A 25910-nucleotide genomic window follows, 5' to 3' on the forward strand; every position below is an offset into this window, starting at 1 on the left:
CCGATGTTTGACGTCCGTAAGTCTTCTCCGGCGGTCGCCGCGCTGCGGCCGAGCGAGTACACGGCGGCACTGGTGCAGGCGCTTCGCGCGGAACCCAGTCGGGTGCTCGGTGCCCGGGCGCTCGAACTCGGGTGCGGCAGTGGCGTCGTCCTCGCCGTGCTGGGCAGCCTCGGCGCCGCTTCGCTTTGCGGGATCGATGTAGAGCACGATGCCGTTGCCGCCGGACAGGCGCTCCTGAGAGACCTGGGCCACGAGGCGGAAATTCTCCGCGGCGACATGTGGCAGCCGGTAGCGGGTCGGCGCTTCGACCTGATCGTCGCCAACCTGCCCCATTTCCCGATGGATCATTTCGAGGTGTCCGGCCGACTGTCGACCTGGAGTTCGGGAGGCATCGACGGCCGCGAGCTGCTCGATCCCTTCCTCGAGGGCCTGTCGGATCATCTCGCGGTCAATGGCCGCGCCCTCATCACCCATAACGCCTTCGTCGACGTCGGGCGCTCGCGCCTGATACTCGAACGGTACGGTCTCGCGATGCATATCGTGAAGACGGTGCTGGTCCACATCGCCAACGAAAAGATTGACCTGATGACACCTTCGATTCTGCGAGCGGAGGAGGGGCGTTCCATCCATCGCTACGGGCCACACGCTTTCGCCGACATGCATATCGTGGAAATCGCCACGGCCGGGACGCGAGGCTGACATGGCACTGCGTCGCGTTCTGTTCGTCGTGCTCGTGTGGTGCGTCGCGCTTGCTGGTCTGTCGGCGCGCGCCGAGACCCCGGATGAGGCCCTGAAAAAGCTGATCGATGAGGCCCGAGCCGCCGCCGCGGTCCCGGGCGCCTGCGAACAGCCCGGCCTCGACCGATTGGTGCGGATTTTCTGTGACTCCAAGATCCGCGTCGGCGTGCGCGAATACTACCCGCTGTTCGGGACCCGCGAGGGCCAGGTGCGCTCGGGCTATGACGTCGATGTGGCGCGCGAGATCGCCAGGCATCTCGGCGTCGAACCGGCATTCACGCGGGTCAACGCCGCGAGCCGCATCCCCCTGCTGGCCGACGACAAGATCGATCTCACCATCGCGACCATGGGGCACAATACCCAGCGCGACGGCCAGGTGCGCTTCATTCGTCCGCACTATTACCAGTCCGAGACGATCATCGTCGGGCCGAAGGGGCTCACGATCAAGGACTGGCCCGACATTGCCAGCCGCACGATCTGCGTCACGATCGGCAACAACTCCAACGCCCAGATCGTCTCGCACAATGCCCGCCTGATGCTGTTCGACGAGGCCGGCGTGCTCCCCGACAGGTTGCGCGACGAGACCTGCGTTCTGGCGGCCCAGGACGACAGCTTCTTCGACTACTATTTCACGGAACCGGCCTTCGCGAACGCCTATGACAGGAAGTTCGGTTTCGCCCAGCTTCCGTGGGGCATGGCCGTCGCCCTGACCGGCAGCGATCGGCTCGCGCGCGCGCTCGACCTGATGAGTCAGATCTTTCATCGCGACGGAATTTTCCTCGAGGTTGCGAAGCAAAATCGCATCAGCCTCGGCTTTCTCGAACACCAGCGCGCGGTCTGGAACCGGCCCGACTGCAACACCGATGCCGGAAGCACCAGCCCGGCCTGCATCCTCCCGGCGTTGAGCGCGGCGCTGGAGCCGACACCCTTCGCCGGCCAGGTCGCCGCCTTCGAAGCGTGGCTGGAAACGCACACCGGTATCAGCGTGCAGTTTCCGATGTTCAAGACCATGCCCGCCTGGCAGCTGTTCAAGGCGGGAATCGTCAATTCCCTGGTCCTGGTGGCCGGGGCGCTCGCGGCAACCCTGCTGTTCGCCCTGGCGCTGGGCGCGCTGCAGAGTGCGCAGTCGTTCCTGCTGCGCTGGCCTGCGCGCGCGCTCACCATCGTCCTGCAATCCTCGCCGGTCGTGCTGACCCTCGTCATTTCCGCGGCCGTGGCGCTGGCGCTGTTTCCCTATTCCTCGGCGGTCGCGATCGGGGCGGCCATTGTGGCGCTGGGGCTGATGAACGGGGCCAATGCGGGGCAGGCCATCGGCGAGGCGATGCACTCGCTGCGGACCGAGCGGGGAGGGTCCCCGGCGCCCACCGTCGACCTGTTCGGTCGCGCGGTCAGCCGCTCGGCCACCCAGATCGTGTCCTTTCTCGTCAACGCCGCCAAGGGCACGCCGATCGCGAGCTTCATCGGCGCGCCCGAGCTGCTGAGCGCGCTGACCGACATCACCTCGTTCGCCAGCGGCCGGGCCAGCACCTATTCGCTGCTGCTCGTCTTCTACGTCTGCGTGGTGATGGTCGTGGTCTGGATGTGTGACAAACTGCGAGTCTGGCTCGAACGCCGGCAGATGGTGACGGCATGAGCAAGATCTCTCCCGACTTCGTCCCGCAACTGCTGGCCGGCATGGTCGTCAACTTCGAGATCGCCGCCATTGCGCTGCTGATCGGTCTCGCCGTCGGCGGCCTGCTGACATTGGCGAAGCTGGCGGGTGGCGCGCGCGGCGCCGTCGCCACGACGCTGATCGGCCTGATGCGCGCGGCGCCGACCTTCGTGGTCATGTTCTTCCTGCTGAACATCATCCCCTCGGACGCGACGCTGTTCGGCGTCCACGTGGCGCCGTCGGGGATCATGACGGTCGCGCTGTCGCTGGTGCCCTATGCCGCGGCCTATGTCGCCGACAATGGCGGCGAGGCCCTGCGCCAGCTGCGCGACGGCTCGCCGCTCGGCGCGCTGCTGTTCCTGCCCAATGTGACACGCGCCTTCTTCGTGCTGGTCATGTCCTCGAGCGCCGGCGCCGCCATCGGCGTGCCCGAGGGAATCGCCGTCATCCTGCGCGAGGCCGAGCTGATGCCGACACTCGGCGACAAGATGGTGCTGTTCGCCATCGGCATCCTCTGTTTCGGCATCACCCTGCAGGCCGGATTCGCGCTGATGCGCCTCCTGCAACGCCATCTCGGCCGCGTCGCGTTGCGCGCCCGGGAGGGATAGTCTCCATCCGACTGGATCCGGTAAGAAGATGACAACCAGCGTGCGCTACGACTCGGTGTTCCGCCCCGGCCTCTTCGAGGGCAGGACCGTCATCGTCACAGGCGGCGGCTCCGGCATCGGCCGCTGCACCGCCCACGAGCTGAAGTCACTCGGTGCCCGGGTCGCTCTCATCGGCCGCACGATGGAGAAGCTCGAACGGGTGAAGGAGGAGTTGGGCGATCCCGACACCTTCATCTACTCGGCCGATCTGCGCCGCGAAGACGAGGTCAAGGCGGCGATCGCTGGCGTGATGGGCTGGGCCGGCCGGATCGACGGGCTGGTGAACAATGCCGGCGGGCAGTTTCCCGCGCCCCTGAAGGACATCTCGCTGAATGGGTGGAACGCGGTGATCGCCAACAACATGACCGCCACCTTTCTCGTTTCCAAGGCGGTCTATCTCGCCTCGATGGAGGCGCAGGGCGGTGTCATCGTGAATGTCGGCGCCGACTTCGAGCTGGGCAATCCCGGCATGGCGCACAATGGCGCGGCGCGCGCCGGCCAGACCAACTTCACCTACAGCGCCTCGATCGAATGGGCGCATTCGGGCGTCCGCGTGAACTCCGTCATCCCGGGCTTCATCGCCTCGTCCGGCTTCGACCGCTATCCCGAGCGCGCCCACGGGGCGCTGCGGTCGGTGAAGGACCGTATTCCCGCCAAGCGCCATGGCACGGAGTCCGAGATCGCCGGTGCGATCGTCTATCTGCTCAGCGACGCGGCTGCGTACGTTACCGGCACCACGCTGCGGGTCGATGGCGGATTGCACAACTATGGCAAATCGACCTTCTACCAGGTGCCCGATCACGGCAATTCGAAGCCCTTCAACGGCTTTCCGCTCTACCGGCCGCCGAAGGTCCTGGAGTAGGGTGGCTCGCCCAACTCAATGACGGAGGAACCGATGCGTATCGTCCCAGTGATGTGCAGCCTGGTCGCTGCAGCCGGAGTCGCCACCTTCTCCTTTGCCGCCCAGGCCCAGACGGCAAAAGCGTCACTGAAAGATGCGTCCGGCAAGGATGTCGGCACCGTCCAGCTCGTCCAGACTCCCCACGGCGTGCTGCTCAAGATGTCGCTCAAGGGCGTGGCGCCGGGCGAGCATGCCTTCCATGTCCACGCGGTCGGCAAGTGCGAGCCGCCCTTCACCAGTGCCGGCGGTCATTTCAATCCGGCCTCCAAGAAGCATGGCATGGAAGCCACCGAAGGCTCGCATGCCGGCGACATGCCGAACCTGTACATCCCGGCCAACGGCGAACTGAAGATCGACGTCGCCAATTCCATGATCTCGCTGGTCAAGGGACAGCCCAATTCGGTGTTCGATGCCGACGGCTCGGCGATCATCATTCATGCTGGACCGGACGACTACAAGACCGACCCCACCGGCAATGCCGGCGACCGCATCGTCTGCGGCGTCATCACCGAGTGACCTGAAGGCTTCGTCCGCTTCGGCGGGCGAGGGCGCGCTTTTTCTAGCTGGAGCTGATTGAATGGACCTGTCTCGCTTTCCGCGTCGCATCTACACCCACGCGCCCACGCCCATCGAACACCTGCCGCATTTCACCAAGGCCCTCGCCGCCAGCTGCCCCGGCGGCGTGGGCCCCGACATCTGGATCAAGCGCGACGACCTGCTGGGCCTGTTTCCCGGCGGCAACAAGACGCGCAAGCTCGAGTTCCTGGCGGGCGAGGCGCTGGCCCAGGGATGCGACACGCTCGTCACCTGCGGCGCGCCGCAGTCCAACCATTGCCGCATCACGCTCTCTGCCGCCGTCAAGGAAGGCATGAAGTGCCGCTTCGTGATCGAGGAGCGCGTCCCCGGCAGCTACAAGAAAGAGGCCGGCGGTAACAATTTCATGTTCGAGCTGATGGGTGTCGAGGCGATCACCGTCGTTCCCGGCGGCACCAACATGGCCGAGGCGATGTCGAAGGTCGCGCAGGAAGTGGCCTCGCTCGGCCGCAAGGCCTATGTGATCCCGGGCGGCGGTTCCAACGCCATCGGCGGCCTGGGCTATGTCGCCTGCGTGCAGGAGATGCAGGTCCAGTGGCTCGACATGGGCCTGGCGCTCGATGCCGTGGTGGTGGGCTCGGGCAGCTCGGGTACCCATGGCGGCATGGTCGCCGGTTTTCTCGGCAACAACATCAAGATCCCGTTGATCGGCGTCGGCGTGAGCCGCGATCCCGCCGATCAGGAGCCGCTCGTTCTGAAGGAGGCGCAGGCCGTTTGCGACCTGCTCGGCCTCGGCATGAAGGTGCCGGCCTCGGCGGTGAAGAGCTTCGGCGGCTTCTGGCAGCCGAAGTACTCGGTGCCGAACAAGAAGATGGTCGAGGCGGTGCAGATGCTGGCGCGTACCGAGGGCATCCTGCTCGATCCGGTCTACACCGGAAAGATCATGGCCGGCCTGATCGGGCTCGCCCGCCAGGGTCACTTCAAGCCGGGCGCCAAGGTCCTGTTCATCCATACCGGTGGCCTGCCGTCGCTGCACGTGTACGAGGACGTGGTGCTGGGCCGCACCGAGCTTGCGGACTGATGCCATGACGGCCCGCCTGGCTCTCGCGACCGCCCTCGCACGGAGGGCGGTCCGGGCCGGGCGGCAATGGCGCAAGCGCTGGCCTACTCAACTCTTTCTGATGAACGCGCCGCGCGTGGAACATTTCGTTCGCGTGTGCAGCGCAAAACGATGAGCCCGTTTCATTGACCATGAAGCGGCCGGCGGCCAATTTCAGGGCATGATCGTCCTTCGCTCTCGCCGCCCTTTGTGTCGCCGCTGACGCGCGACACCGTCTGATCTCCGCACCGTTCATCGAACCCGACGCCCCGCCTCCGCGGCGGCGAAAGGAGAAGTCATGCTCAAGCGACGTCACCTGCTGGCCGGCCTTGCCGCCACAACCCTGGCCGCCCCTCTCGCTGCGCGCGCCCAGGGCGCCTATCCCAACCGATCCGTGAAGATCGTCGTGCCATGGCCCCCGGGCGGTGGCGTCGACGCCTTCGCCCGCGTCCTCCAGGCGCCGCTCAGCGCCCAGCTCGGGCAGACGGTGATCATCGATAATATCGGCGGGAGCGCCGGGCGCGTCGGTACGCTGAGCGCTTCGCGCGCCCAGGCGGACGGCTATACGATCCTGCTCGTGAACGACACGTTCGCGGCGACCGAGGCACTGCCCGTCGCGGGAACGCCGGCGCTCTATCCGGCTTTCCAGCCGGTGACGCTGGCGATCTCCGGACCACAGGGGCTGTTCACCCACCCGCGCTCGGGATTCGCCACCGCGCAGGCCTTTGCCGCGGCGGCGAAAGCCAATCCCGGCAAGCTCAATGTCGGCGTGCCGGGGCTGGGCAGCAGCCAGCATCTGACGAGCGAACTGCTGCTGCGGGCGGCGGGCGATCTGCGCGTGACGCACGTGCCCTATCGCGGCGGCGGACCGCTGCTGCAGGATCTGATCTCGGGCAACATCGACGCCGGTGTCGTCACGTTTGCGGCCGGCGCGCCGCAGGCGCGCGGCGTACAGCTCGTGGCGCTGGCCATCACCAGCGAACAGCGTTCCAAGGCGTTCGCCGAAGTACCCACGGCCGGCGAGACGATCGCGCCGGGTTTCGTGCAGGCGACCTGGCAGGGGCTGCTGGCGCCCAAGGGAACGCCTGCTGCTGCAATCGAGCGTTTCAATGCCGCGGTGCTGGCCGTCCTTCAGGACAAGGCCGTGATCGCGCGGCTCGCCGACCTGGGCTTCGATCCCGTAGGGGCCGACGGCAAGGCGTTCGGCCGGCTCTTCGACCAAACGGTGGACACGTTCGCCGGCATCGCCAGGGAAAGAAACATCGCGGCCGGCGACTGAGACCCCTGGATCCTTTCCGGCCCGCTGATCGCATGGGCCGGTTCCTTCGTACAGAGAGGAGCCGGCCTGAAGTCGGGAAAGGATGGACGGGATGAAGGCCACGTCGCTCGTGGCGAAGCGCGCCGCACAGGGGAGCTTCGCCGTGGTCGGGATCGTTCCGGTCGCCGCGGGCCTGTGGGGAGTGTTTCTCCCGTTCGCAGGATCGGTGGGTTCTCAAGTGAACCATGGCCGCTATCTCTCGGGGCTGCTCCTGGCCATCGGGCTCGCCTTCTGGACGGCGATCCCCGACATCGAGCGCCAGACGGCGCGCATACGTCTCCTGACGGCAATTGTTGTGATGGGCGGTTGTTGTCGCCTGCTGGGCGTGACGCTGGGCGATCCTCTGTCGCCATCCGTCGCAGGCGCGCTGGCCATGGAGCTGGTCGTCACACCCTTGCTGTGCTTCTGGCAGTGGCGGCTGGTGCCGCGTCCCTGAAGAACGGAGTGGGAGTCCCCCTGCCCGGGCTTCCCTGATGCAACCGCAGCGCAGCGGTTCCGTTCCCGAGGGATGAAACGTGCCGTCAAGATCCTCGGTTGGACGGCTGCCATCTTCATCGGTCTCGTGCTGATCGCCGCCGGCACGATCTATGTCGTCGCGACGTCTGACTATCTGCGCGGCCAGCTCGAGGGCTGGGCCAGCGATCTGACCGGGCGCAAGACACAAATCGCCAAGGTTGCCATCGAGTGGGGATGGACTTCGAACGTGAAGCTCGAAGGCATCGAGGTCGCCAACGCGAAATGGGGCAAGGCGCCTTACATGCTCAAGGTCGACCAGGTCGACTTCGACATCCGCCTGTGGCCGCTGCTCGGCGGTAACCTCGTCATGCCCCGTCTCGTGCTGCGCAAGCCCGAGGTGCAGGTCGAGACGGGCGACAAGGAACAGCTGAACTGGAGCATGGACGAGACGCCGGTCATCACCGGGGCCGCGAAGGCGCTCGAACCCGAGAGCCGGTTCGACGCGCCGGTGATCGGCCGCCTGGAGATCAGCGAAGGCAAACTGGGTTACCGCGATCCCAAGCGGAAGCTGGAACTCGACGGCACGGTTTCGACGGCGACCGGCAAGGCGGAGGACGCGGCGGAGCTGTCCCTCAAGGGCAAGCTCGAGGGCCAGCCACTGGAGATGCGCTTCGTCGGCGGCTCGGTGCTGATGCTGCGCGATACGGATCAGCTCTATCCGCTCGATCTCGATGTGTCCTTCGGGGGGACCAAGCTGAAGATGAAGGGGACGGTGCAGGATCCCTTCAAGTGGACGGGCGCGAACGTCGATCTCACGCTCTCCGGTCCCAACCTCTCCGATATCTATCCGCTTCTCGGCATTCCGGGGCCGCCAACCCCGCCTTACACGATCACGGGTAAACTGGAACGCGAGACCGGTCTCTGGAAGTTCGTTCAATCCAGATGGCGTGTCGGCGAAAGCGATCTGACGTGCGAAGTCACGATCGACGAGCGGCGGAAGCCGGCGTTCCTGACGGCCAAGCTCCTGTCGCAGAAACTCGTCTTCGAGGATCTGGCGCCCCTGGTCGGCGCGACGCCCTCGCGCAAGACCAATGTCTCGGCCGAGCAGGCCCAGACGCAGGCGAAGCTCGAATCATCGGGCGATCTGTTTCCCAATGTGCCGCTGCACGTCGAGAAGTTGCGCGCGATGAATATGGACGTGACCCTGGACGCCAAGAGGGTCATCGCGCCGCCCTGGTTGCCGGTCCAGGCGCTGGCGTTTCGCGTCCTGATCCAGGACGGCAACGCCACGGTCAAGCCACTCACCCTGTCGGTGCTGGGCGGCGGCTCGATCGCGGGCGAGATGGGCATCGATGCGCGCACGGACGATCCGAAGGTGAAAGCCAGCCTCAGGGCGACCGACATCGAACTGAAGAACTTCTTCCGCCAGTCACGCTACTTCGACGCCACGCAAGGCAAGATCCAGGGGAGGGTGGCGCTTGCCGGCAACGGTCGTTCGCTCGCGCAGGTCATGGGTACGGCCAACGGGCACATGGCATTCGCGCTCGGGGGCGGTTCGGTCAGCAGCCTGATGGTGAGTCTGGCGGGTCTGCAGATCTTCGATGCGCTGGTGCTCTATGTCGCCGGCGACAACCGCATTCCCATCAAATGCGCCGTGAGCCGTCTCAACTTCCAGCAGGGCACTGTCACGTTCGACCGGACGCTGCTGGATACCCAGAAGTCCGTGCTGCACGTGAAGGGGCAGCTCTCCCTCAAGAGCCAGGCACTCAAGGCCGAAATCGATTCCGATCCCAAAAGCTTCGATCTGCTCGACCTTCACGGCGCGGTCATGATCCAAGGCAAGCTGCGCGCGCCGCAGATTTCTCTGGGGCGCGTGATCCCGATCCCGACCCCGGTTTTCGGCAATGCCAAGGACGTGCCGTGCGCGGGTCTCACCCAGGAGGTTCTTTCCGCTCCTTGAGCGCCGGCCGCTTGCGCGGGAATGAACGCTTGCCGCGGCCGTGCGGAGCGCCCATCTAGGAAGGGTATTCGGCGACGTCTGCGTCGGCGCCTCCCTATTCCGAAGCATCCGACGATGCCTCGAAGCGCAAGACGAGGTTGCGACATGACCATTGAACGAAAAGCTGAAGCCCCGCGTACACCCCAGGTCATCCTGACGCCTGACGAGGAAGTCACGCTCCGGCGCGTCGCTTTCGGCCAGTCCGATGTGCGCGCGATGCGCGCCCAGGATCTGACCCGCTTGCGCAATCTGCGCCTGATCCAGGACGGCAAGGACGGACCCTGCCTCACGGTCAGCGGCCGTCAGCGCTTCGACGAGCTGCCCAAGGCGATGCTGATGGACAAGGGTCCCAAGGACCTGATGTCGGCGATGGCCAAGGTCTTCAAGACGAACTGAGACGACCCCAGAATGCGAAAGGCCCCGTCCCTTTGCAGGAACGGGGCCGTATCGCGTTGCCGCTCCAGCCGCACGCCCCAGTACATCCGTGGTGGCGCGCAGGAAGGAGGGCGGTCGCCGTTACCGGCGACCCGTGATCAGCTTGCAGCCTTGAGGTTTTCCGCCGCCATCTTGCCGCTCTTGCGATCGGCCACCAGCTCGAATTCGAGCTTCTGGCCCTCGCTCAGCATGCTCATGCCGGCGCGCTCAACCGCGCTGATGTGCACGAAGGCATCGGTGCCTCCATTGTCCGGCTGAATGAAGCCGAAGCCCTTCTGAATATTGAACCACTTCACGGTTCCCGTAGTCGTCGTCATGGGAGACCCCTTTTCTATTTTGGATATGCGAGTCCGTGCGCTCACTCCGCATTTGAACAAGCGGAAGCGCGCTGGAGCCCGTCGAAATTGCACTGGCTTTCGGGATCAAGTGTCGTGGAGCGGGCCGCTGAACATTGCCGGCGGGCGCGGACCAAATCAGATGTCCGTGTATCGACGAGCTTCATATGGTCCCTTGTTCCGACACTATCAAGGCCCAAATACACTTGTTCCTTGTATCGTGGCGAAGGACGGAGGTGTTCATGGAGCCTCGCTCGATCCCCGATCCCATCGATGTCGAGTTGCGCGCGGCTGCCGGCTCCTTCGCGCACCCTTCCGAGGCACAAAGCCTCCTGCAGCTTGCAACGTCGTTCGGTCCCTTCCTCGCGGGCTGCGCGGCCATGTACGTCGCGTGCGGCATTTCTCCGTGGCTCGTGCTGGCCCTCGCCATTCCGACCGGTGCGTTCATGGTCCGCGTGTTCATCGTTCAGCACGATTGCGGGCACGGCTCCTTCTTCAGGTCGCGTCGCGCCAACACGATCGTCGGCCGGTTGTGCAGCCTGTGCACCTTCACGCCCTTTGCGAACTGGCGACGTCAGCACGCGCAGCATCATGCCGAATGGAACAATCTCGATCGCGGCGATCGCGGCAGCGACATCTATTCCTCGTGCCTCACCGTGCGCGCCTATCTCGCTTTGTCGCCGCGCCAGCGGTTCGTCCATCGCCTCGTCCGTCATCCGTTGATCGCCAACTTCCTGCTGCCGCCTCTGGTGTTCGTGCTGCTCTACCGAGTGCCGTTCGACACGCCGCGTGCGTGGGTGCGGGAGCGCCGCTCGGTCCTTCTCACCAATGCGAGCCTCCTGGCGCTGTTCGCGACGCTCGTTGTGCTGCTGGGGTGGCGCGATGTGCTGCTGGTGCACTTGTCGATCATGGTCGTCGCCTCGATCCTGGGCGTATGGCTGTTCACCTTGCAGCATCGCTTTCCCGGGGCGCAGTGGAGCGGTCGCGGCGCATGGCGCTATGTCGATGCCGCGATGGATGGTTCGTCTTGGTTCGATCTGCCGCTCGTCCTGCGCTGGTTCACCGGCAATATCGGCTTCCATCACGTTCATCATCTCAACCAGCGCATTCCGAACTATCGGCTGCCGCAGGCTCACGAAGCCGCCCAGACCGTGCGCGCCGTTTCGCCCCTCGGCCTGCGTGCGGGCCTCGCTGCGCCGCGGCTCACGCTGTGGGACGAGGCCTCCAGCCGCCTCGTCCGCTTCTGCGACGTGGCGCGACGGGAGACGCCTGCCTGAACTTGCTCTAGCGTGGGGCTCTCACAGAGGAGCCCCCGTCGATGTCTGTTCCCCACGGCCCGCTTCAGGGCGTCAAGGTCGTCTCCTGCTCCACCGCGCAGGCGGGCACCGTGCCCTGGATGCTGATGGCGGATCTCGGCGCCGACGTGATCAAGATCGAATCGCCCCAGGGCGGCGACCCGTCGCGCCGCATGACCGTTCTGCCGGACATGGGCAGCACCTTCTTCGAGACCAACAATCGCGGCGTGAAGAGCGTGACCTTGAACCTCAAGAGCGAGGAGGGGCGCGAGATCCTGGGCAAGCTCGTCGCGAAGGCCGACATCTTCGGCCAGAACTTCCGGCCCGGTGCGGCCGAGAAGAACGGCTTCGGTTGGGAGGCACTGCGTAAGGTCAATCCCAGGCTCGTTTACGTGTCGATCTCGGGCTACGGCCCGGATGGACCGCATGCCGATCTGCCGGGCACGGATTCCATGGCGCAGGCGCTGGGCGGCATCGCCGAGGCCTATTCCATGCCGGGCCAGAAGATGCGGACCGGTGTCGTGTCTGTGGCCGACGAGACCTGCGCCATCCTGGCTTTCGGCGGCGCGCTGGCGGCGCTGACGCATGCGCGCACCACCGGAGTTGGCCAGAAGATCGATCTCTCGCTGCTGGGCGGGCAGATCCGGCTGATGGGTTGGACGCTCCAGACGGCGATGTGGCGCGACCGCAATCCGGTCACCGGGCAGGCCCGGGTCACCGGCACGCGCGAGCGGCCGGGCATCAGCGCGAGCTTCGACGATCGCGACGGCAAGCCGCTGGTCTTCCAGCTGGTCGGCCCCGAGAACTGGAAGGACGCGATGTCCTCGCTGGGCTTCTACGACCGTCTGGTGGAGGCGGGCTTCGCCGATCTCGGCATCATCATCGACAACGACGCCAAGCGCGCCGAGCTTCTCGCCACGCTCGACGGTCTGTTCGCGACCGGCACGCGCGACGACTGGGTGGCGCGGCTGCGCGGCGCGGACATCGTCTCGGCACCGATCAACACGCTCCTCGAAGCGTCGAACGATCCCGACGTCGTGGCCAACGGCTATGTCACAGAAGTCGAGTATCCCAAGCTCGGCAGGAAGCTGAAGGTCCACGGTACCCCTTGGAAGTTCTCCGAGACGCCGGCCAAACCAGGCATCGCGCCGGAGCTGGGCGAACATAACGACGCGGTGCTGGCAGAGCTGGGCTACGGGCCGGCCGAGCTGGCCGACCTGCGCACGCGCAAGATCATCTGATACGAGAGGAGGCTCGCCATGTCCCGTCCGCCCTTGCCGCCCTTCACCGAGCAGACCGCAATCGAGAAGGTCCGCCTTGCCGAGGATGGCTGGAACGGCCGCGATCCCGCCAGGGTCGCGCTGGCCTACACGCCGGACAGTCAGTGGCGCAATCGCGCGGAGTTCCTTCAAGGCCGCGAAGCCATAGAAGCCTTTCTCAAGCGCAAGTGGGCGCGCGAACTCGACTATCGCCTGCTCAAGGAACTCTGGACCTTCGGAGGAAACCGCATCGCCGTGCGCTTCGCCTACGAATTCCACGACGACAGCGGCACCTGGTTCCGGGCCTATGGGAACGAAAACTGGGAATTCGATGCCGATGGATTGATGCGGCGCCGCATCGCCAGCATCAACGAGCATCCGATCGTCGACGCGGACCGCAAATTCCATTGGCCTCTCGGCCGCCGGCCCGACGATCACCCGGGGCTGAGCGCCCTCGGCTTCTGACGGAAGCCCGCCGATGCTGCGGCCGCGAAGAGCAGCCTGGCCGCAATCGCACGATTCCTGAAATGTGTCGCTGCAGGTCGGCCCGGCGCTTTTCTCCCGATGACGACGCGAGCGTGTTCCTCTAGGATTCGCTCAACGCAGGGTAAAAGCCCGCGACTGAAAAGCGTCTGGAGGAAACAGCATGGTTCGTTCGATCACGCGTCGGCGTGCATTGCAGGGCGTTGCCCTGGGCGGCCTCGCCGCCCCGATGCTCAACACCGTCACAGCCTATGCGCAGAGCGGCGCCTTCAACTGGCAGCGCTTCAAGGGCCAGACGGTCGAGGTTCTGATGGAGACCGGCCCGCGCGCCGATCTCATGAAGAAGTACCAGAAGGACTTTTTCGACCAGACGGGCATCAAGCTCGGTATCGAAGTCATTCCCGAGCAGCAGGCGCGCCAGAAGGTGGCGATCGAGCTGAACTCGGGCAAGCCGAGCTTCGATCTCTTCAACTTCGCCTTCCACGTCCAGAAGCGCCAGTTCGAGAAGGCCGGATGGCTGCTCGAGATCACGGATTGGCTCAAGGATCCGCAGATGATGCCGGCCGAGTACGAGCTGGGCGACGTTTCCAAGCTCGGCATGAGCTTCGCGACCACGTCGGACGGCAAGGTCAATGCGCTGCCGATCCTCTGCGACTACTTCATGGTCTATTACAACAAGGAGCTGTTCGCGAAGAAGGGCGTGGCCTTCCCCAAGACGCTCGACGAGATGATGGCCGCTGCCGCGGCCCTCAACGATCCTTCGGCCGGCGTCTCCGGCTTCGTCGGCCGCGGTGTGCGCAACGCCAACGTGGTGCTCTGGACGCAGCTCCTCTCAGGCTGGGGCCAGGAGACCGTCACGGGCAATCCCCTGCGCCTCATCACCGACACGCCCGATGCGATCGCGTCGGCGGAATACTACAAGAAGCTGCTGTCCTCCTATGGGCCGGCCGGCATCGCCGGCTTCAACTGGAACGAGGCGCAGGGCCTGTTCATGCAGGGCAAGGCCGCGATGTGGATCGACGCCACCGGCTTCGCCGCGCCCGTCGAGGACAAGACCAAGAGCCGCGTTGTCGGCAAGGTGGGGTATGGGGTGCCGCCGAGCGGGCCCAAGGGCCACGGCTCCGTGACCTTCGGCACCGGCATGGCGATTCCGAAGAACGCCGCCCACAAGGAAGCGGCCTACTACACGATGCTGTGGATGACGGGCCCGAAGATGGCCGGTCGCATGCTGCAGGTCGGCGGCGGCATCCCGTTCCGGACGGCGCCGCTCAAGGACCCTGCCATCCTGTCGACGCTCACCATTCCGCGCGAGTGGGCGGACTGTGCCGCGGGCTGCGCGCCGATCAGCATGCCGGGCCTGCCGGTGATCGTGCCGGTGACCGAGTTCCGCGACGTCATCGGCACGGCGCTCACAAACCTGCTGGGCGGCGCCGATGCTGCGACCGAGATGAAGCGTGCCACGGCCGAGTTCAAGCCGGTTCTCGACAAGAGCGAGGCGAGCTGACCGGAAGACGCGGGCGGGACGGGCGTAGCGTATGGCGGGCGCAGACGTAACGATAGCGGCAGGCACGCGGGCGGCGGGAGAACACCGTCTGCGTCCCTACCTGCTGTTCATTTGGCCGGCGTTGATCGTGAGTTCCGCGGTGATCATCTTCCCGTGGATCTTCACGATTTGGATGAGCCTCAACGACTGGCATATCGGCAGCAAGCAGGTCTTCGTCGGCCTCGACAATTACGTGGCGCTGGCCACCAACCGGCGCTTCCTCGAATCGATCGGCCACACGATCTACTTCACCATCCTGGCGGTCGCCCTGCCGATGGTGCTGGGCACGATCTCCGCCCTGGTGTTCCACAAGAAATTCCGCGGGCGCGGCTTCTTCCGCACCCTGTTCATCATGCCGATGATGGCGACTCCGGTGGCGGTGTCGCTGATCTGGACCATGATGTTCCATCCGCAGCTCGGTGTGCTGAACTACTTCCTCAGCCTCGTGGGCCTGCCGCCGTCCGAATGGGTCTATTCGCCCAACACGGTGATCCCCAGCCTGATCCTGGTCGAGATCTGGCTGTGGACGCCATTCGTCATGATCATCGTGCTGGGCGGTCTCGCCTCGCTGCCGACCGAGCCCTACGAGGCGGCGCTGATCGACGGCGCCAGCCAGTGGCAGATGTTCTGGAAGATCACCTATCCGCTGGTGCTGCCGTTCCTCGTCGTGGCGCTGATCATGCGCACCATCGATGCGCTGAAGGTATTCGAGACGATCTGGGTGATTTCCAACGGCGGGCCGGGCACCTCGTCGGAGGTGCTGAACGTCTACCTCTATGCGCAGGCCTTCGCCTACAATCAGGTCGGCACCGCGTCGGCCGTCGTCGTGGTGTTCTTCGCCATCATCGTGGCGCTCTCCCTGGTGCTGCTGTGGGCGCGCCAGAAGGCCAAGTGGAACTGACGATGGCCATTTCCCTCCGCACGAAGCGCAGGATCCGCAGGGCCGTCGACAAGGCGGCGCTTGCGGTCTCGGTGGCCGTGCTGCTGGCGCCGTGTCTCTTCGTGTTCTTCTGGATGTTGTCGCTGTCGCTCAAGTACGACATCGACAACACGGCCTGGCCGCCGGTCTTCTGGCCCACCGAACCGACCCTCGAGAACTTCGCCAAGGTGTTCGAGGAAAGCCCGATGTTCCTCTACTTCTGGAACTCGGTGCAGGTGACCGGCTCGGCGACCCTGGTCGCCCTGCTGCTGGGCGTGCCGGCGGGCTATGGCATCGCCAAGGCGCGCGCACACAAGATGGCGGCGGTGTTGCTGCTCAGCCGCATGACGCCGGGCCTTTCCTACCTGATCCCGCTCTTCACTCTGTTCCAGGTGCTGGGCCTGATCGGCACGATCTGGCCGATTGCGCTCACCCACATGGTGATCACGCTGCCGATCGTGGTCTGGATCATGATCGGCTTCTTCGAGACCCAGCCGCACGAGCTCGAGGAAGCGGCGCGCATCGACGGTGCCACGCTGTGGCAGGCCTTCCGCTACGTCGCGCTGCCGCTGGCGCGGCCCGGCATCGTGGTCGGCGCGATCCTGGCGTTCATCTCCTCGTGGAACAATTTCATCTTCGGCGCGGTCTTCGCCGGCCGCACGACGCGCACCATGCCGGTCGCGGTCTACAACATGCTGACCTTCGAGAGCTTCGCCTGGGGACCGCTCGCGGCGGCCGCCCTCATCGTGATGCTGCCGGTCATCGTGCTGACGATCATCATCCAGAAGGAAATCGTCCAGGGCCTGTCAGCCGGCGGCGTGAAGTAGCGCGGCTCGGACGTCCGTCCTGCAGAAACGGCGCCGCTTCGGGCTTCCCGTCCGCCATCCAGCCGTCCACAATGCAACCTGGGGAGAGGGACACTTCGGGAGTACCGTTGTTGCCGACGTACCGTCCTGCATTTGCGCCGTTCCTGGTGGCGACGCTGGCCCTTTCGTCCCCGTCATTTGCGCAGGTTACGGATGCGATGCGCGCCTCCTATCGGGCGGCCTTCGAGGAGACGCTGCGTCAGCCCGACAATGCCGAAGTCCTGTTGAAATACGCGCAGGCTGCCGCCGCGGCCGAGGATTACGAAGGCGCGATCACCGCCTACGAGCGCTTTCTGGTGCTCGATGCCGATCAGCCGCGGGTGAAGTTCGAGCTGGGCGTTCTCTACTACAAGCTCAAGTCCTACGACGCGGCGCGCACCTATTTCGAGCAGGCCCGCACTTCCGGCAAGACCAGCAAGGAAGTCGCCGAACGCTCGTCGGAGTTCATCCGCGACATCGACCGGCGCTGGGGGCCGTCGCGCCTCACCGGCGAGTTCGTGGCCGGCATCCGCTATTCTGACAATCCCGCCAGCCTGCCCACCGGCACGCTGCAATCCTTCGGCGCGACCGTCGTGCCCAACCCGACCTTCCAGCGACAGAGCGACTTCGCTTTCGTCGGCGCGGCCTCGCTCAGCCATCGCTACGATTTCGGGCGCCAGGACAGCGGCACCCTGGAGACGGACTTTTCCTTCTACACCGCCAAGCAGTTCCAGGTGACCAGCGCCGACGTGATGCTGCTCGACCTCGGCATCGGCCCGCGCATGGAGCTGATCGACGGTCCCCTGAGTGGCGTGCAGCTCAAGCCTTTCGTCAGCGGCCGCTACATCACCGTGGGCAACCTGCCGACCTACTGGGCCTGGGGCGCCGGGCTCGAAGCCTCGGTCCCGGTCGCCGAAAAGGTGCGTGCCGGCGTCGTGGTGCTGGGGCAACGGCGCGACTTCGTGGACAATTCGGCGGTTCCCTTCAACTCCCAGAACTCGGGAAACAACGGAACGGTGGCGGCCAATATCCGCGCCGACCTGACGCCCAGCCTGGAAGCGTCGCTGGGCGGCAACTATACGCGCTATATCGCGATGACCGGTTTCCAGAGCTACGGCGAGGCGGGATTGGGCGGGTCGCTGACATGGCGCTTCGAGGATCCCGTGGGTCTCAACGGCCGCAAGTGGACGCTGGCGGGCAACGCCGCGCTGGCCTTCGCCACCTACGATCAGCCCGCCCCGTTCGTCCAGCCGGGCACCGTGCGCACCCAGACCGACGTCAATCTGGGGCTGCTGCTCTCGGTCCCGCTGGACGATCGCCTGACCCTGGTGGGCCAGACCACGTATTTCCAGCGTTCCGCCTCAATCAACAACTACAGCTTCAATTCGTTCAGCAGCCTCCTGGGCCTCGGCTGGCGATTCTGAGGGAGCGTTACGATGTCCTTGCGGAAATCATGCGCGGTCTTTCTGTCGGTTCTGTTGCCTCTGGCCGTTGCATCGGCGGCCTCGGCGCAGCAGGTGGGCGTCACCTCGGCGGCGAGCGGCGATCCGCGCGGCACGCCACCCTCGCTGCCCACGCGAACCCTGCGCGTCGGCATCGACGTCTTCGGCAACGAGCGCGTGGTCACGGGAGCGGCCGATCGCGCGCACCTCGTCTTCCTCGACGGCTCCGGCCTGACGATCGGCGCCAACAGCGAACTCGTGATCGACAAGTTCGTCTTCGATTCCAACCGCAATGTCGGGGAGCTGGCCGTCAACGCAACCAAGGGCGCCTTGCGTTTCGTCGGCGGCGCGATCAGCAAGAAGGGCGACGTCATCATCCGTACGCCGAGCGCCCATATCGGTGTGCGCGGCGGCATCGCGACCGTCACCATGGGCGCCGACGGCTCGACCACCGCGACCTTCCTGTTCGGCGACCGCATGACCGTGTCGAACGCTGCCGGCACGCAGCGCGCGGTGCGCTACGGCTCGCAGATCTTCGTGCCGGCCGGCGGTGCCGCGCCCTACGAACCGGTGATCCTGCCGCCCAATACCCTGCAGGCCTATCTGGCGCTGTTCGAGCAGACCCAGACGACCGGCAACGTCATCGGCCCGGGCGACAAGGTGCTGATCGACGCGGCGCTGAAGACGCTCAATGCCCAGGCGCTGCCCTATGCCGATCCATCGTCGAAGCTGGCGCCGTGGCTCGCCTACCTGCAGCTCGTCGCGACGCAGGCCATCACCGTCAACAACGCCTCGCGTCCGGTCGGCGGCGCGCCCAGCCAGCCCGGCGGTTCCACCGGCGGGCAGACGGGTGGCGGGACGACCTTGGGCGGTGGCGGGATCACCATCGGGGGCGGCGGCGGCGGCCCTTAGGGCAGGATCGCCTCGCCCTCGATCTCGACCTTGGCGTTGGAGTCGATCAGGGCCGACACCTGCACCAGCGTCATCGCCGGGAAGTGGCGGCCGAGCGTGGCGCCCCAGGCGGCGCCGACCGCCGCGCCGGCGGCATTGAACTCGGCGATGTCGGTCACGTAAGCGCGCAGCGCCACCAAGTGCTCCGGCTGGCCGCCCGCGGCCTTGAGCACGGTCACGAGGTTGGACAACGCGATGCGCCATTGGGTGCCGGCATCGGCGTCCGCGGGAATGTGGGCCTGGGCGGGTTCGCGTCCGATCTGGCCGGCGATGCGTATGCTGCGCGTGCCCGTGGCGACCACGGCATGGGAGAAGCCGCGCGGGCGCGGCCAGCCTTCGGGCAGGATCGGCGTGTAGGCGATGTCGGACATGTCTCGTGTCTCCTCCGGTTTCGGTTGGAGGGCACTGTATCCGCTGGCCTCTTAGCGTCCCACCTTCTTGAAGGCGGCGGTCGGCGCGCTCTCGCCGGCGGCCTTCGCGTAACCCTGCCATGTCGTGACGAGACCGTTCGGCGCCTCGGCGATGGCGAAGAGCGGCTGGCCGACGCTGTAGAGCTTCACGCCGTACTTGTTCTCGACCTTGCCGTCGCCGTAGCTCACGAAGGAGACGAGCAAGCGGTCGCCGTCGGGCATGGCCTTGCAGCGAATGTTCTCGTCTGTCTGGAAGCCCTGCGCGACCAGGCGACAGCCTTCGGGGCCGGCCACGGTCAGCGTGTGGGTCACGAAATTCTGCGTCCCGCCGGCGCCGGGCCCGAGGGCTTGTTCATAGACATAGGTGCCATCCCACTGCGGCGCCGCGTTGGCGATGGAGGCTGCGGCAAGTCCAAGGCCTACGACGAGGCCGGCGAAGACAGGTTTCACGTCGATCTCCTTTTCAGAGCCTGCAACAACGGGACTGTCATCGCGCGGGTTGCGCGAAGCGGCCCGTGTCCGCATCGTGACCCGCATGGCAGACCCGAGATTCGACCGTTACCTGCGCGCCGACGCCGCCATCCATGCGCTCGGACTCGTCCTCGGCGTCGTCGGTGCGGCCGCGATCCTGATCGTGGCCGCGCGCTCGTCGCAGCCGGGGCAGGTCGGCCCGATCCTCGTCTATGTCGTGGGGCTGCTGGCGATGCTCGGCTGCTCGGCAGCCTACAATCTCCGCCTCGCCAGTCCGCGGCGCGAATGGCTGCGCCGGCTGGATCACGCCGCGATCTTCGTCATGATCGCCGGCACCTACACGCCGCTCACCCTGCTGAAGCTGCGCGAACCGTGGTCGAGCGGCCTGACGGCGGTGATGTGGACGGCGGCGTCCCTCGGCATCGCCGCGAAGTTCGTGCAGCCGCGGCGCATCGAGCAGATCTCGGTCGTGCTCTATCTGCTGATGGGCTGGATCGGCCTGTTCGCGATCGACGAGCTGCTGGCCTCGGTGGAGCGGGAGAGCCTGATCCTGCTTCTCGCAGGTGGCGTGGTCTATTCGCTGGGCACGATCTTCCATCTGTCGAGCCGCCTGCCGTACCAGCAGGCGCTGTGGCATGCCTCGGTCCTGGTGGCGGCTTCTATCCACTATGCGGCGATCCTGTCGCTGTTGACGCCGTGAAGCGACACCGGTTTACGTGACCCTCATGTCGTCGCGTCTGCTCTTCCGCCTGACCGCCGTCGCCGTCCTCGCTGCGGGCCTCGTCATGGCCGTCGCCGGTGCGTCGATGAGCGTGTGGGCCTGGAACACGGCGGAGACCCATATCGCGTTCCGGCTGGGCCTGCCGCTGGCGACCGCCTGGCTTGCCTTCACGCTGGTGCGTCTGGTGCGGGTGCTGCCCGAGGCCTGGAAGGGCGAGGAACAAGCGCGCGATCCGCTGGCGGCACTCGACGTGGCGCCGAAGATCGACGCAGACGACAGGCTGAAGAAGGCCTCCCCCAACGCGCTCTCGGTGCGTCAGGTCAGGCTGCCGCGCGAACCCGAAATCCGGCGGCGCCCACGTGTGGTGCAGAGGGTCGAGCTGCGCGGGGGCGGAACGCTCTATCGCGTGCAGCCGGTGCGGCCGGCGCCCGTCGCCCGACGCGCCGCGATCGCGGCGACCGTGCTGATCGCCAGCGTCAGCCTGTTCTTCCTGCTGGGGCCGCTCGACCTCGAGGATGTGAGCTGGATCGCCTCGCTATTTCGTGCGCTCGAGGAGCTCCCGGGCCTTTTTCAGCCCGTCGAGGCAGTTGGCCTCCTGGCCGCGCTCGGCTTCGGCACGCGCCGCGACCAGAACGGCCTGTAGCGCCGTCCGGTCGGCGGCCGACTCCTTCCTCGCTTCATCGCGGGCCGCCTGCGGGCTGGGTGGCGTGCCGGGCTTCTGTGTCACGTCCGGCATCGTCGGCATGCGGTTGTCGGTGGTGGCGGGCGGGGCGATCACCGAACGGTCCGAGGTCGCCGGCGGTTCGATCACGCCGCCGGACCGCCCCAGTTCCCGCGAGGTGACGCTGGGCGCCTTGTCGGGCGAGGCGGTGGGCGGGTCGGTCGAGATGTTCTGGCTGCGCGCCAGCTCGCGGACCTGGTCGAGGCAGCTGTCGGCCGCGGCCATGCCCGGCCAGAGCGCCAGAACCACGGTGAGAATTCGGATGTGCATGAGGCTTGAAACGACCCTGTGCACAGGCCGGTTGCGCCCTTGAATTACCGCCTCGGCGCACTAACATACGGTGTGCAAAAGACCGGGCCTAACCCGGTGTCCAACAGGGATGTCCAGATGACCAAGTTTCGTTGGCTCGCGATCCTCGCGGCTCTGATCATTGCGGTGCCGTCGCTGGCCCCGTCGCCCGCCGATGCGCGTGCGGGCGGTGGCAGCGGCGCGGGCAGCCGCGGCAGCAAGTCCGGCCAGGCGCCGGCCCCGACCCAGACCGCGCCGACCTCCAAGCCGGTCGAGCGCAGCACCACGCCGCAGCAGCAGAGCCCGTCGGCCAATCCGGCCAGCGCGGCCGCTGGCGCCAAGCCCGGTGGCTTCATGTCGCGCAATCCGTTCCTGTCGGGACTGATGGGCGGCATGCTGGGCGCCGGCCTGATCGGCATGCTGATGGGCGGCGGCTTCGGCGCCGGCCTCGGCAGCATGGCCGGCATGCTGGGCTTCCTGCTCCAGCTCGGCCTGATCGCCGGCATCGTCTACTTCGGCGTCCGCTGGTGGAAGTCGCGCAATGGCGCCCCGCAGGCGGCCTTTGCCGGCGCCGGTGCCGGTGGCTCGGGCGGCAATCCGCTTTCGCCGCGTCCGGCGTCCGACTCGATGGCCCGCACCGGCCTGATGGGCGGCATGCTGGGCGGTGCCGGCGCGGGCGCCGCGTCGGCCTCTTCCGCGACGCAGCCGCTCGCCATCGGCGAAGCCGACTACAACGCCTTCGAAGCGCTGCTCGTGAACGTCCAGGCGGCCTACAGCGCCGGCGACCTCGCCAAGCTGCGCAGCCTCGTGACGCCCGAGATGCTGGGCTACTTCACGCAGGAGCTGTCGGCCAATGCGAGCCGCGGCGTCGAGAACAAGATCGACGCGGTCAAGCTGGAGCAGGGCGACCTGTCCGAGGCGTGGAGCGAAGGCGCGATGGAGTACGCCACGGTGGCGATGCGCTTCAGCATGATCGACGTGATGCGCAGCGTCGCCGACGGCCGCATCGTCGAAGGCAATGCCACTGTCCGCAGCGAGGCGACGGAGGTCTGGACCTTCACGCGCGGCCGCGGCGGCAACTGGATCCTCTCGGCCATCCAGCAGACCTGATCGCGACCTCGATCTTTTGAAATGCAGAATCGGCCGGCCCCAAAGCCGGCCGATTTTCTTTGTGCGGCCCGCTCTTTGCTCGAATAGCCTGTCGCCGAGCCCGTCGTTGGGGGGAAGGGAAGGAAACACATGACCAGCCTGACACGAAGGGCCGCCCTTGCGGGCACGGCACTCCTGCCGCTCGCCGCCGCCGCACCGTCGCGCGCGCAAGGAAAGTTTCCCGACAAGCCGATCCGGCTGATCATCCCGTGGGCCGCCGGCGGGCCGGCCGATGCCGGCTTCCGTATTCTCGCGGAGTCGGCGGCGAAGAAGCTGGGGCAGCCCGTCATCGTCGACAACAAGGGCGGTGCCGCCGGCGTGCTGGGCGCGCTGGCGCTGCAGGACGCCAGGCCCGACGGCTACACGATCAGCCAGATGCACATGAGCGTGCTGCGCCAGCCGATGCTGAACGCCTCGCTCAAATACGATCCGATCAGGGACCTGACCTACATCCTGCAGATCACCGGCTTCGTCATGGGCGTGGTGGTGCGCCCCGATGCGCCGTGGAAGACGCTGCCCGAACTGCTGGCCTATGCGAAGGCGAACTCCGGCAAGCTGAACTGGGGCACCTTGGGCGCCGGCTCGACGCAGCATCTCGCGATGGAGAGCCTCGGCCTGAAGCAGGGCCTCAGCTGGACGCACGCGCCCTATCGCGGCACCGCCGACACGCTGCGCGCGCTGATGGGCGGCGAGATCGACTTCGCCTCGGAATCCTCGGGCTGGGCGCCGCTGGTGATGTCCGGCAAGCTGCGCCTGCTCGCGGTCTTCACCGCGAACCGCGCCAAGCGGTTCCCCGAGGTCCCGACGGTCCAGGAGCTCGGCCTCGAGATCGCCGTCGACAGTCCGGGCGGCCTGATCGGCCCGAAGGGCATGGACCCCCCCGTGGTGAAGATCCTGGCCGACGCCTTCCGCGAAGCCGCGGGCGAGCCCAGGCACCTCGAGTTCCTGGACAACATGGACCAGCCGCTGCTGCTGCTCGACGGGCCGGCCTATCAGGCGCAGATGGCGAAGACGATGGAGCAGGAGCGGGAGCTTTTAAGGAAGCTCAATCTGCTGGCGACGTAGCTGGGGGCGCGCCACTCCAGTGGCGCGATCTTCTCTCACGGCAACAAAGACGCGCGACTGGAGTCGCGCGCCCCCAGCGTCAAGACCGCAACAACGCCCCATACCCCTCGACCGGCGCGGCGATGCCCGTCATCCGCAGGCAGTGCCACAGGCTCGCCTGGTTGGCGGTGATCACCGGACGGCCGAGGTCGGTTTCGAGCGTCTCGATGATGCCGACGCACCGGAAGCCCGTGCCGCCGATCAGCACGCCGTCGGCCTCGGCGGGACACGCCTTGCGGATCTGGGCATAGAGCGGCTCGATTTCCTGCTCGAAGCCCATGCCCTGCGGATAGAGATCCTGCGGCGGCACGTCCCGCCACTTGCGGCCGGGATCGAGGCGCAGGTGACCCACGGGCGCAGCGCCATGATCGCCGTAGTAGCGCAAGGCCGCGCCCACCGTGTCGTCGGGGAACCACGGCGGGACCACGAGGAACGGCCGCTTCACGCCCGCGTGCCGAAGCGCCGCCAGCGTATCGAGCCCGTTGGTGGTGACCTTCGCCTCGTCGCCCGCGATGCCCGATCGTACCACCGACGACAGCGCCGTGACGGTCGCCTCGTCCCAGCCCTTGCCGCCCACGACGCTGCTCGACGTATGGGCGAAGACGACGGCCTGCAGCTTCATGGCCGAGAACTGTTTGGCGCCGCGCGCCAGATCATCGGCGAGATCGACGCCGCTGCGATCCGCGCGCCACTTGGCCCACGGCGTCGAAGCCATCACCCGCGCCGCATGCACCGACACGCCGGGCGGCGCCATCGCCCACCACTCGGCCTCCGGCACGGCTTCGTTGCCGACGATGAACAGCCCGATGCGGGCCCGCCAGCCCCAGTTGTCGTGGTGAGTCATGTGTGATGCCTTTCGTATGAGCAGCGGCGTGCGCAACCCCCTCACCCAACCTCTCCCCCTGGCGGGGGCGAGGGGTATGAGGAGTCATGCTCCTCTCCCCCGATAGGGGGAGAGGCTGGGTGAGGGGGCGACGCACCGCTCAAAACCCGTAAAGCACCTTCGGATTGTCGACGAGGATCTTCTGCCGCACGCCAGCGTCCGGCACGCAGCGGAAGAACAGCCCGAGCAAATCCGCCTCCTGCGGGATCGCCTCGGCGGCGTGGCCGACATGCGGCCAGTCGCTGCCCCAGACCAGACGGTCGGGATTGGCGGCGACCAGCGCTTCCATGAACGGCGCGGTGTCGTCGTAGGCGGCGCCCGGCCCGGCGCCCTGGCGGGTGTTGCGGTCGGCGCCCGAGAGCTTGCACCAGTAGCGGCCGCTCTTCAGCCGCTCGCAGAACCAGCGGAAGCCCGCATAGTCGACGCCCTTGTCGGCCATGGTGCGGCCCATATGGTCGATCACGAAATCGAAGGGCATCTTCTCGAGCGTCGGCGCCAGCTCCATCAGGTCGCCGGTCTCGACCCAGAGCTGCACGTGCCAGCCGCGCGCGCCCAGGCGCGGCGCCAGCGCCACAAGGTCGTCGAGGCTCATGCCGCCCGAGGAGACCGGCTTGCCGTCCTGGCGCAGCAGGTTGATGCGCACGCCCTTGAAGCCCGCCTCGCTCAGCTCGTCGAGCCGGCGCTCGCTCACCTCGGGCTTCAGCAGCGCCACGCCGCGCAGCCGGTCGCGATGGCGCTGCAGCGCGTCGAGCGTCACCTCGTTGTCGCCGCCGGCCGCCAGCGCATGGACGATGACCCCGCGCGCGATGCCCAGCCGGTCCCACAGCGCCAGCAGCGCCTCGACCGGCGTCGCCTGCAGCGGCGAGAACTTGCCGCCGGAGACGGCGGGGAAGCGATCGTAGGGACCGTAGACATGGACGTGGCAGTCGGCGCTGCCGGCGGGGAGGGGAAAGCGTTCCTGGGTGGTCATGCGGCCACTCTAGTGTCTTTCCGGACACCGGAGAATCAACCGGTTCCGCAGACGCCGCCCCCGCACTGAGAGCCGAAACCGGATTGAACACAATCGATTCAAGCCCTTACCCGACCCAACCCCCTTACGCTCAGCCTTCATCACTCGACCTCATCCTGAGGAGGCCCGAAGGGCCGTCTCGAAGGATGGGAACCCGCACCGTGCCTGTCACCCATCCTTCGAGACGCGCCGCGTGGCGGCGCTCCTCAGGATGAGGGGAGAGGAGAAGCGCGATTTGAGGTTCGTGCCAGGGCCATCGAGCCAACGGATAGTGGGAACTCTGATGGCCTGCGCATCATCTGGT

At 66.6% G+C, this 25910-nt stretch carries 28 protein-coding genes; 22 read left to right on the forward strand and 6 right to left on the reverse strand.

Features of this window, described 5'->3' with window-relative positions:
• The first annotated feature begins 3 nt into the window (after nt 1–3).
• From ACP15H_RS30200 to ACP15H_RS30245, 10 genes are all read left to right on the forward strand, one after another.
• The gene (locus ACP15H_RS30200; RefSeq protein WP_425069799.1) at nt 4–699 is read left to right on the forward strand and encodes a methyltransferase domain-containing protein; all 696 of its coding nucleotides are present in this window, start codon (nt 4–6) and stop codon (nt 697–699) included.
• A 1-nt stretch (nt 700) separates the two neighbouring features.
• Nucleotides 701–2371: a transporter substrate-binding domain-containing protein gene (locus ACP15H_RS30205; protein WP_425069800.1), complete on the forward strand. Its 1671-nt coding sequence runs from the start codon at nt 701–703 to the stop codon at nt 2369–2371.
• A complete protein-coding gene (locus ACP15H_RS30210; protein WP_425069801.1) occupies nt 2368–2997 on the forward strand; it encodes a hypothetical protein in 630 nt (209 codons plus the stop codon). The genes ACP15H_RS30205 and ACP15H_RS30210 overlap by 4 nt, the downstream gene beginning before the upstream one ends.
• Before the next feature lie 28 nt (nt 2998–3025).
• Nucleotides 3026–3898: an SDR family oxidoreductase gene (locus ACP15H_RS30215; protein ID WP_425069802.1), complete on the forward strand. Its 873-nt coding sequence runs from the start codon at nt 3026–3028 to the stop codon at nt 3896–3898.
• 33 nt (nt 3899–3931) lie between these two features.
• Nucleotides 3932–4453, forward strand: a complete 522-nt coding sequence (locus tag ACP15H_RS30220) for a superoxide dismutase family protein (RefSeq protein ID WP_425069803.1) — start codon at nt 3932–3934, stop codon at nt 4451–4453.
• 61 nt (nt 4454–4514) lie between these two features.
• Nucleotides 4515–5552 carry a D-cysteine desulfhydrase gene (locus ACP15H_RS30225; protein WP_425069804.1) on the forward strand — a complete coding sequence of 346 codons (1038 nt, stop codon included), beginning with the start codon at nt 4515–4517 and terminating at the stop codon, nt 5550–5552.
• Nucleotides 5553–5868: 316 nt separating this feature from the next.
• On the forward strand, nt 5869–6849 hold the full coding sequence (locus ACP15H_RS30230) for a Bug family tripartite tricarboxylate transporter substrate binding protein (RefSeq protein WP_425069805.1): 981 nt from the start codon (nt 5869–5871) through the stop codon (nt 6847–6849).
• Between the two features lie 91 nt (nt 6850–6940).
• Nucleotides 6941–7324: a DUF4345 domain-containing protein gene (locus tag ACP15H_RS30235; RefSeq protein ID WP_425069806.1), complete on the forward strand. Its 384-nt coding sequence runs from the start codon at nt 6941–6943 to the stop codon at nt 7322–7324.
• Nucleotides 7325–7396: 72 nt separating this feature from the next.
• A complete protein-coding gene (locus ACP15H_RS30240; protein WP_425069807.1) occupies nt 7397–9304 on the forward strand; it encodes an AsmA family protein in 1908 nt (635 codons plus the stop codon).
• 144 nt (nt 9305–9448) lie between these two features.
• Entirely contained in the window at nt 9449–9739 is a 291-nt protein-coding gene (locus tag ACP15H_RS30245) for a hypothetical protein (protein WP_425069808.1), read from the forward strand.
• 137 nt (nt 9740–9876) lie between these two features.
• Here ACP15H_RS30245 and ACP15H_RS30250 read toward each other — a convergent pair whose 3' ends face one another.
• On the reverse strand, nt 9877–10095 hold the full coding sequence (locus tag ACP15H_RS30250) for a cold-shock protein (RefSeq protein WP_230553079.1): 219 nt from the start codon (nt 10093–10095) through the stop codon (nt 9877–9879).
• Between the two features lie 260 nt (nt 10096–10355).
• Here ACP15H_RS30250 and ACP15H_RS30255 point away from each other — a divergent pair, with 260 nt between their 5' ends.
• From ACP15H_RS30255 to ACP15H_RS30290, 8 genes are all read left to right on the forward strand, one after another.
• The gene (locus ACP15H_RS30255) at nt 10356–11390 is read left to right on the forward strand and encodes a fatty acid desaturase family protein (RefSeq protein WP_425069809.1); all 1035 of its coding nucleotides are present in this window, start codon (nt 10356–10358) and stop codon (nt 11388–11390) included.
• A gap of 41 nt (nt 11391–11431) precedes the next feature.
• Complete coding sequence (locus ACP15H_RS30260; protein WP_425069810.1) at nt 11432–12649, forward strand: CaiB/BaiF CoA transferase family protein; 1218 nt, start codon at nt 11432–11434, stop codon at nt 12647–12649.
• An 18-nt stretch (nt 12650–12667) separates the two neighbouring features.
• Complete coding sequence (locus tag ACP15H_RS30265; protein ID WP_425069811.1) at nt 12668–13132, forward strand: DUF1348 family protein; 465 nt, start codon at nt 12668–12670, stop codon at nt 13130–13132.
• Between the two features lie 181 nt (nt 13133–13313).
• Nucleotides 13314–14654 carry an ABC transporter substrate-binding protein gene (locus ACP15H_RS30270; protein WP_425069812.1) on the forward strand — a complete coding sequence of 447 codons (1341 nt, stop codon included), beginning with the start codon at nt 13314–13316 and terminating at the stop codon, nt 14652–14654.
• 31 nt (nt 14655–14685) lie between these two features.
• Nucleotides 14686–15594, forward strand: coding sequence for a carbohydrate ABC transporter permease (locus ACP15H_RS30275; protein WP_425069813.1), 909 nt, complete (start codon nt 14686–14688; stop codon nt 15592–15594).
• A gap of 2 nt (nt 15595–15596) precedes the next feature.
• On the forward strand, nt 15597–16439 hold the full coding sequence (locus tag ACP15H_RS30280) for a carbohydrate ABC transporter permease (RefSeq protein ID WP_425069814.1): 843 nt from the start codon (nt 15597–15599) through the stop codon (nt 16437–16439).
• A gap of 110 nt (nt 16440–16549) precedes the next feature.
• Nucleotides 16550–17881: a tetratricopeptide repeat protein gene (locus ACP15H_RS30285; RefSeq protein ID WP_425069815.1), complete on the forward strand. Its 1332-nt coding sequence runs from the start codon at nt 16550–16552 to the stop codon at nt 17879–17881.
• A gap of 12 nt (nt 17882–17893) precedes the next feature.
• Complete coding sequence (locus tag ACP15H_RS30290) at nt 17894–18811, forward strand: FecR family protein (protein WP_425069816.1); 918 nt, start codon at nt 17894–17896, stop codon at nt 18809–18811.
• On the opposite strand, the gene ACP15H_RS30295 is transcribed toward ACP15H_RS30290, so the two are convergent.
• Both ACP15H_RS30295 and ACP15H_RS30300 read right to left on the reverse strand, forming a co-directional pair.
• A complete protein-coding gene (locus ACP15H_RS30295; RefSeq protein ID WP_425069817.1) occupies nt 18808–19221 on the reverse strand; it encodes a RidA family protein in 414 nt (137 codons plus the stop codon). The two genes, ACP15H_RS30290 and ACP15H_RS30295, sit on opposite strands and share 4 nt — an antisense overlap.
• A gap of 51 nt (nt 19222–19272) precedes the next feature.
• A complete protein-coding gene (locus ACP15H_RS30300) occupies nt 19273–19710 on the reverse strand; it encodes a DUF5991 domain-containing protein (protein WP_425069818.1) in 438 nt (145 codons plus the stop codon).
• 85 nt (nt 19711–19795) lie between these two features.
• Between ACP15H_RS30300 and trhA the strand changes: the two genes are divergently transcribed.
• Together trhA and ACP15H_RS30310 are read left to right on the forward strand one after the other, a co-directional pair.
• The gene (gene trhA / locus ACP15H_RS30305; RefSeq protein WP_425069819.1) at nt 19796–20431 is read left to right on the forward strand and encodes a PAQR family membrane homeostasis protein TrhA; all 636 of its coding nucleotides are present in this window, start codon (nt 19796–19798) and stop codon (nt 20429–20431) included.
• A gap of 25 nt (nt 20432–20456) precedes the next feature.
• On the forward strand, nt 20457–21095 hold the full coding sequence (locus ACP15H_RS30310; protein WP_425069820.1) for a hypothetical protein: 639 nt from the start codon (nt 20457–20459) through the stop codon (nt 21093–21095).
• Here ACP15H_RS30310 and ACP15H_RS30315 read toward each other — a convergent pair.
• Nucleotides 20988–21443, reverse strand: coding sequence for a hypothetical protein (locus tag ACP15H_RS30315; RefSeq protein WP_425069821.1), 456 nt, complete (start codon nt 21441–21443; stop codon nt 20988–20990). The two genes, ACP15H_RS30310 and ACP15H_RS30315, sit on opposite strands and share 108 nt — an antisense overlap.
• A 117-nt stretch (nt 21444–21560) precedes the next feature.
• On the opposite strand from ACP15H_RS30315, the gene ACP15H_RS30320 reads away from it, so the two are divergent.
• Both ACP15H_RS30320 and ACP15H_RS30325 read left to right on the forward strand, forming a co-directional pair.
• Complete coding sequence (locus ACP15H_RS30320; protein ID WP_425069822.1) at nt 21561–22571, forward strand: Tim44 domain-containing protein; 1011 nt, start codon at nt 21561–21563, stop codon at nt 22569–22571.
• A 129-nt stretch (nt 22572–22700) separates the two neighbouring features.
• Nucleotides 22701–23675: a tripartite tricarboxylate transporter substrate binding protein gene (locus tag ACP15H_RS30325; RefSeq protein ID WP_425069823.1), complete on the forward strand. Its 975-nt coding sequence runs from the start codon at nt 22701–22703 to the stop codon at nt 23673–23675.
• Between the two features lie 79 nt (nt 23676–23754).
• On the opposite strand, the gene ACP15H_RS30330 is transcribed toward ACP15H_RS30325, so the two are convergent.
• Together ACP15H_RS30330 and ACP15H_RS30335 are read right to left on the reverse strand one after the other, a co-directional pair.
• Nucleotides 23755–24558 (reverse strand): maleate cis-trans isomerase family protein, encoded by an 804-nt coding sequence (locus ACP15H_RS30330; RefSeq protein ID WP_425069824.1) that lies wholly within the window; start codon nt 24556–24558, stop codon nt 23755–23757.
• 139 nt (nt 24559–24697) lie between these two features.
• Entirely contained in the window at nt 24698–25567 is an 870-nt protein-coding gene (locus tag ACP15H_RS30335) for an amidohydrolase family protein (protein WP_425069825.1), read from the reverse strand.
• Between the last annotated feature and the right edge of the window lie 343 nt (nt 25568–25910).

The sequence above is a fragment of the Reyranella sp. genome (genome assembly GCF_965249915.1).
GTDB lineage: Bacteria > Pseudomonadota > Alphaproteobacteria > Reyranellales > Reyranellaceae > Reyranella.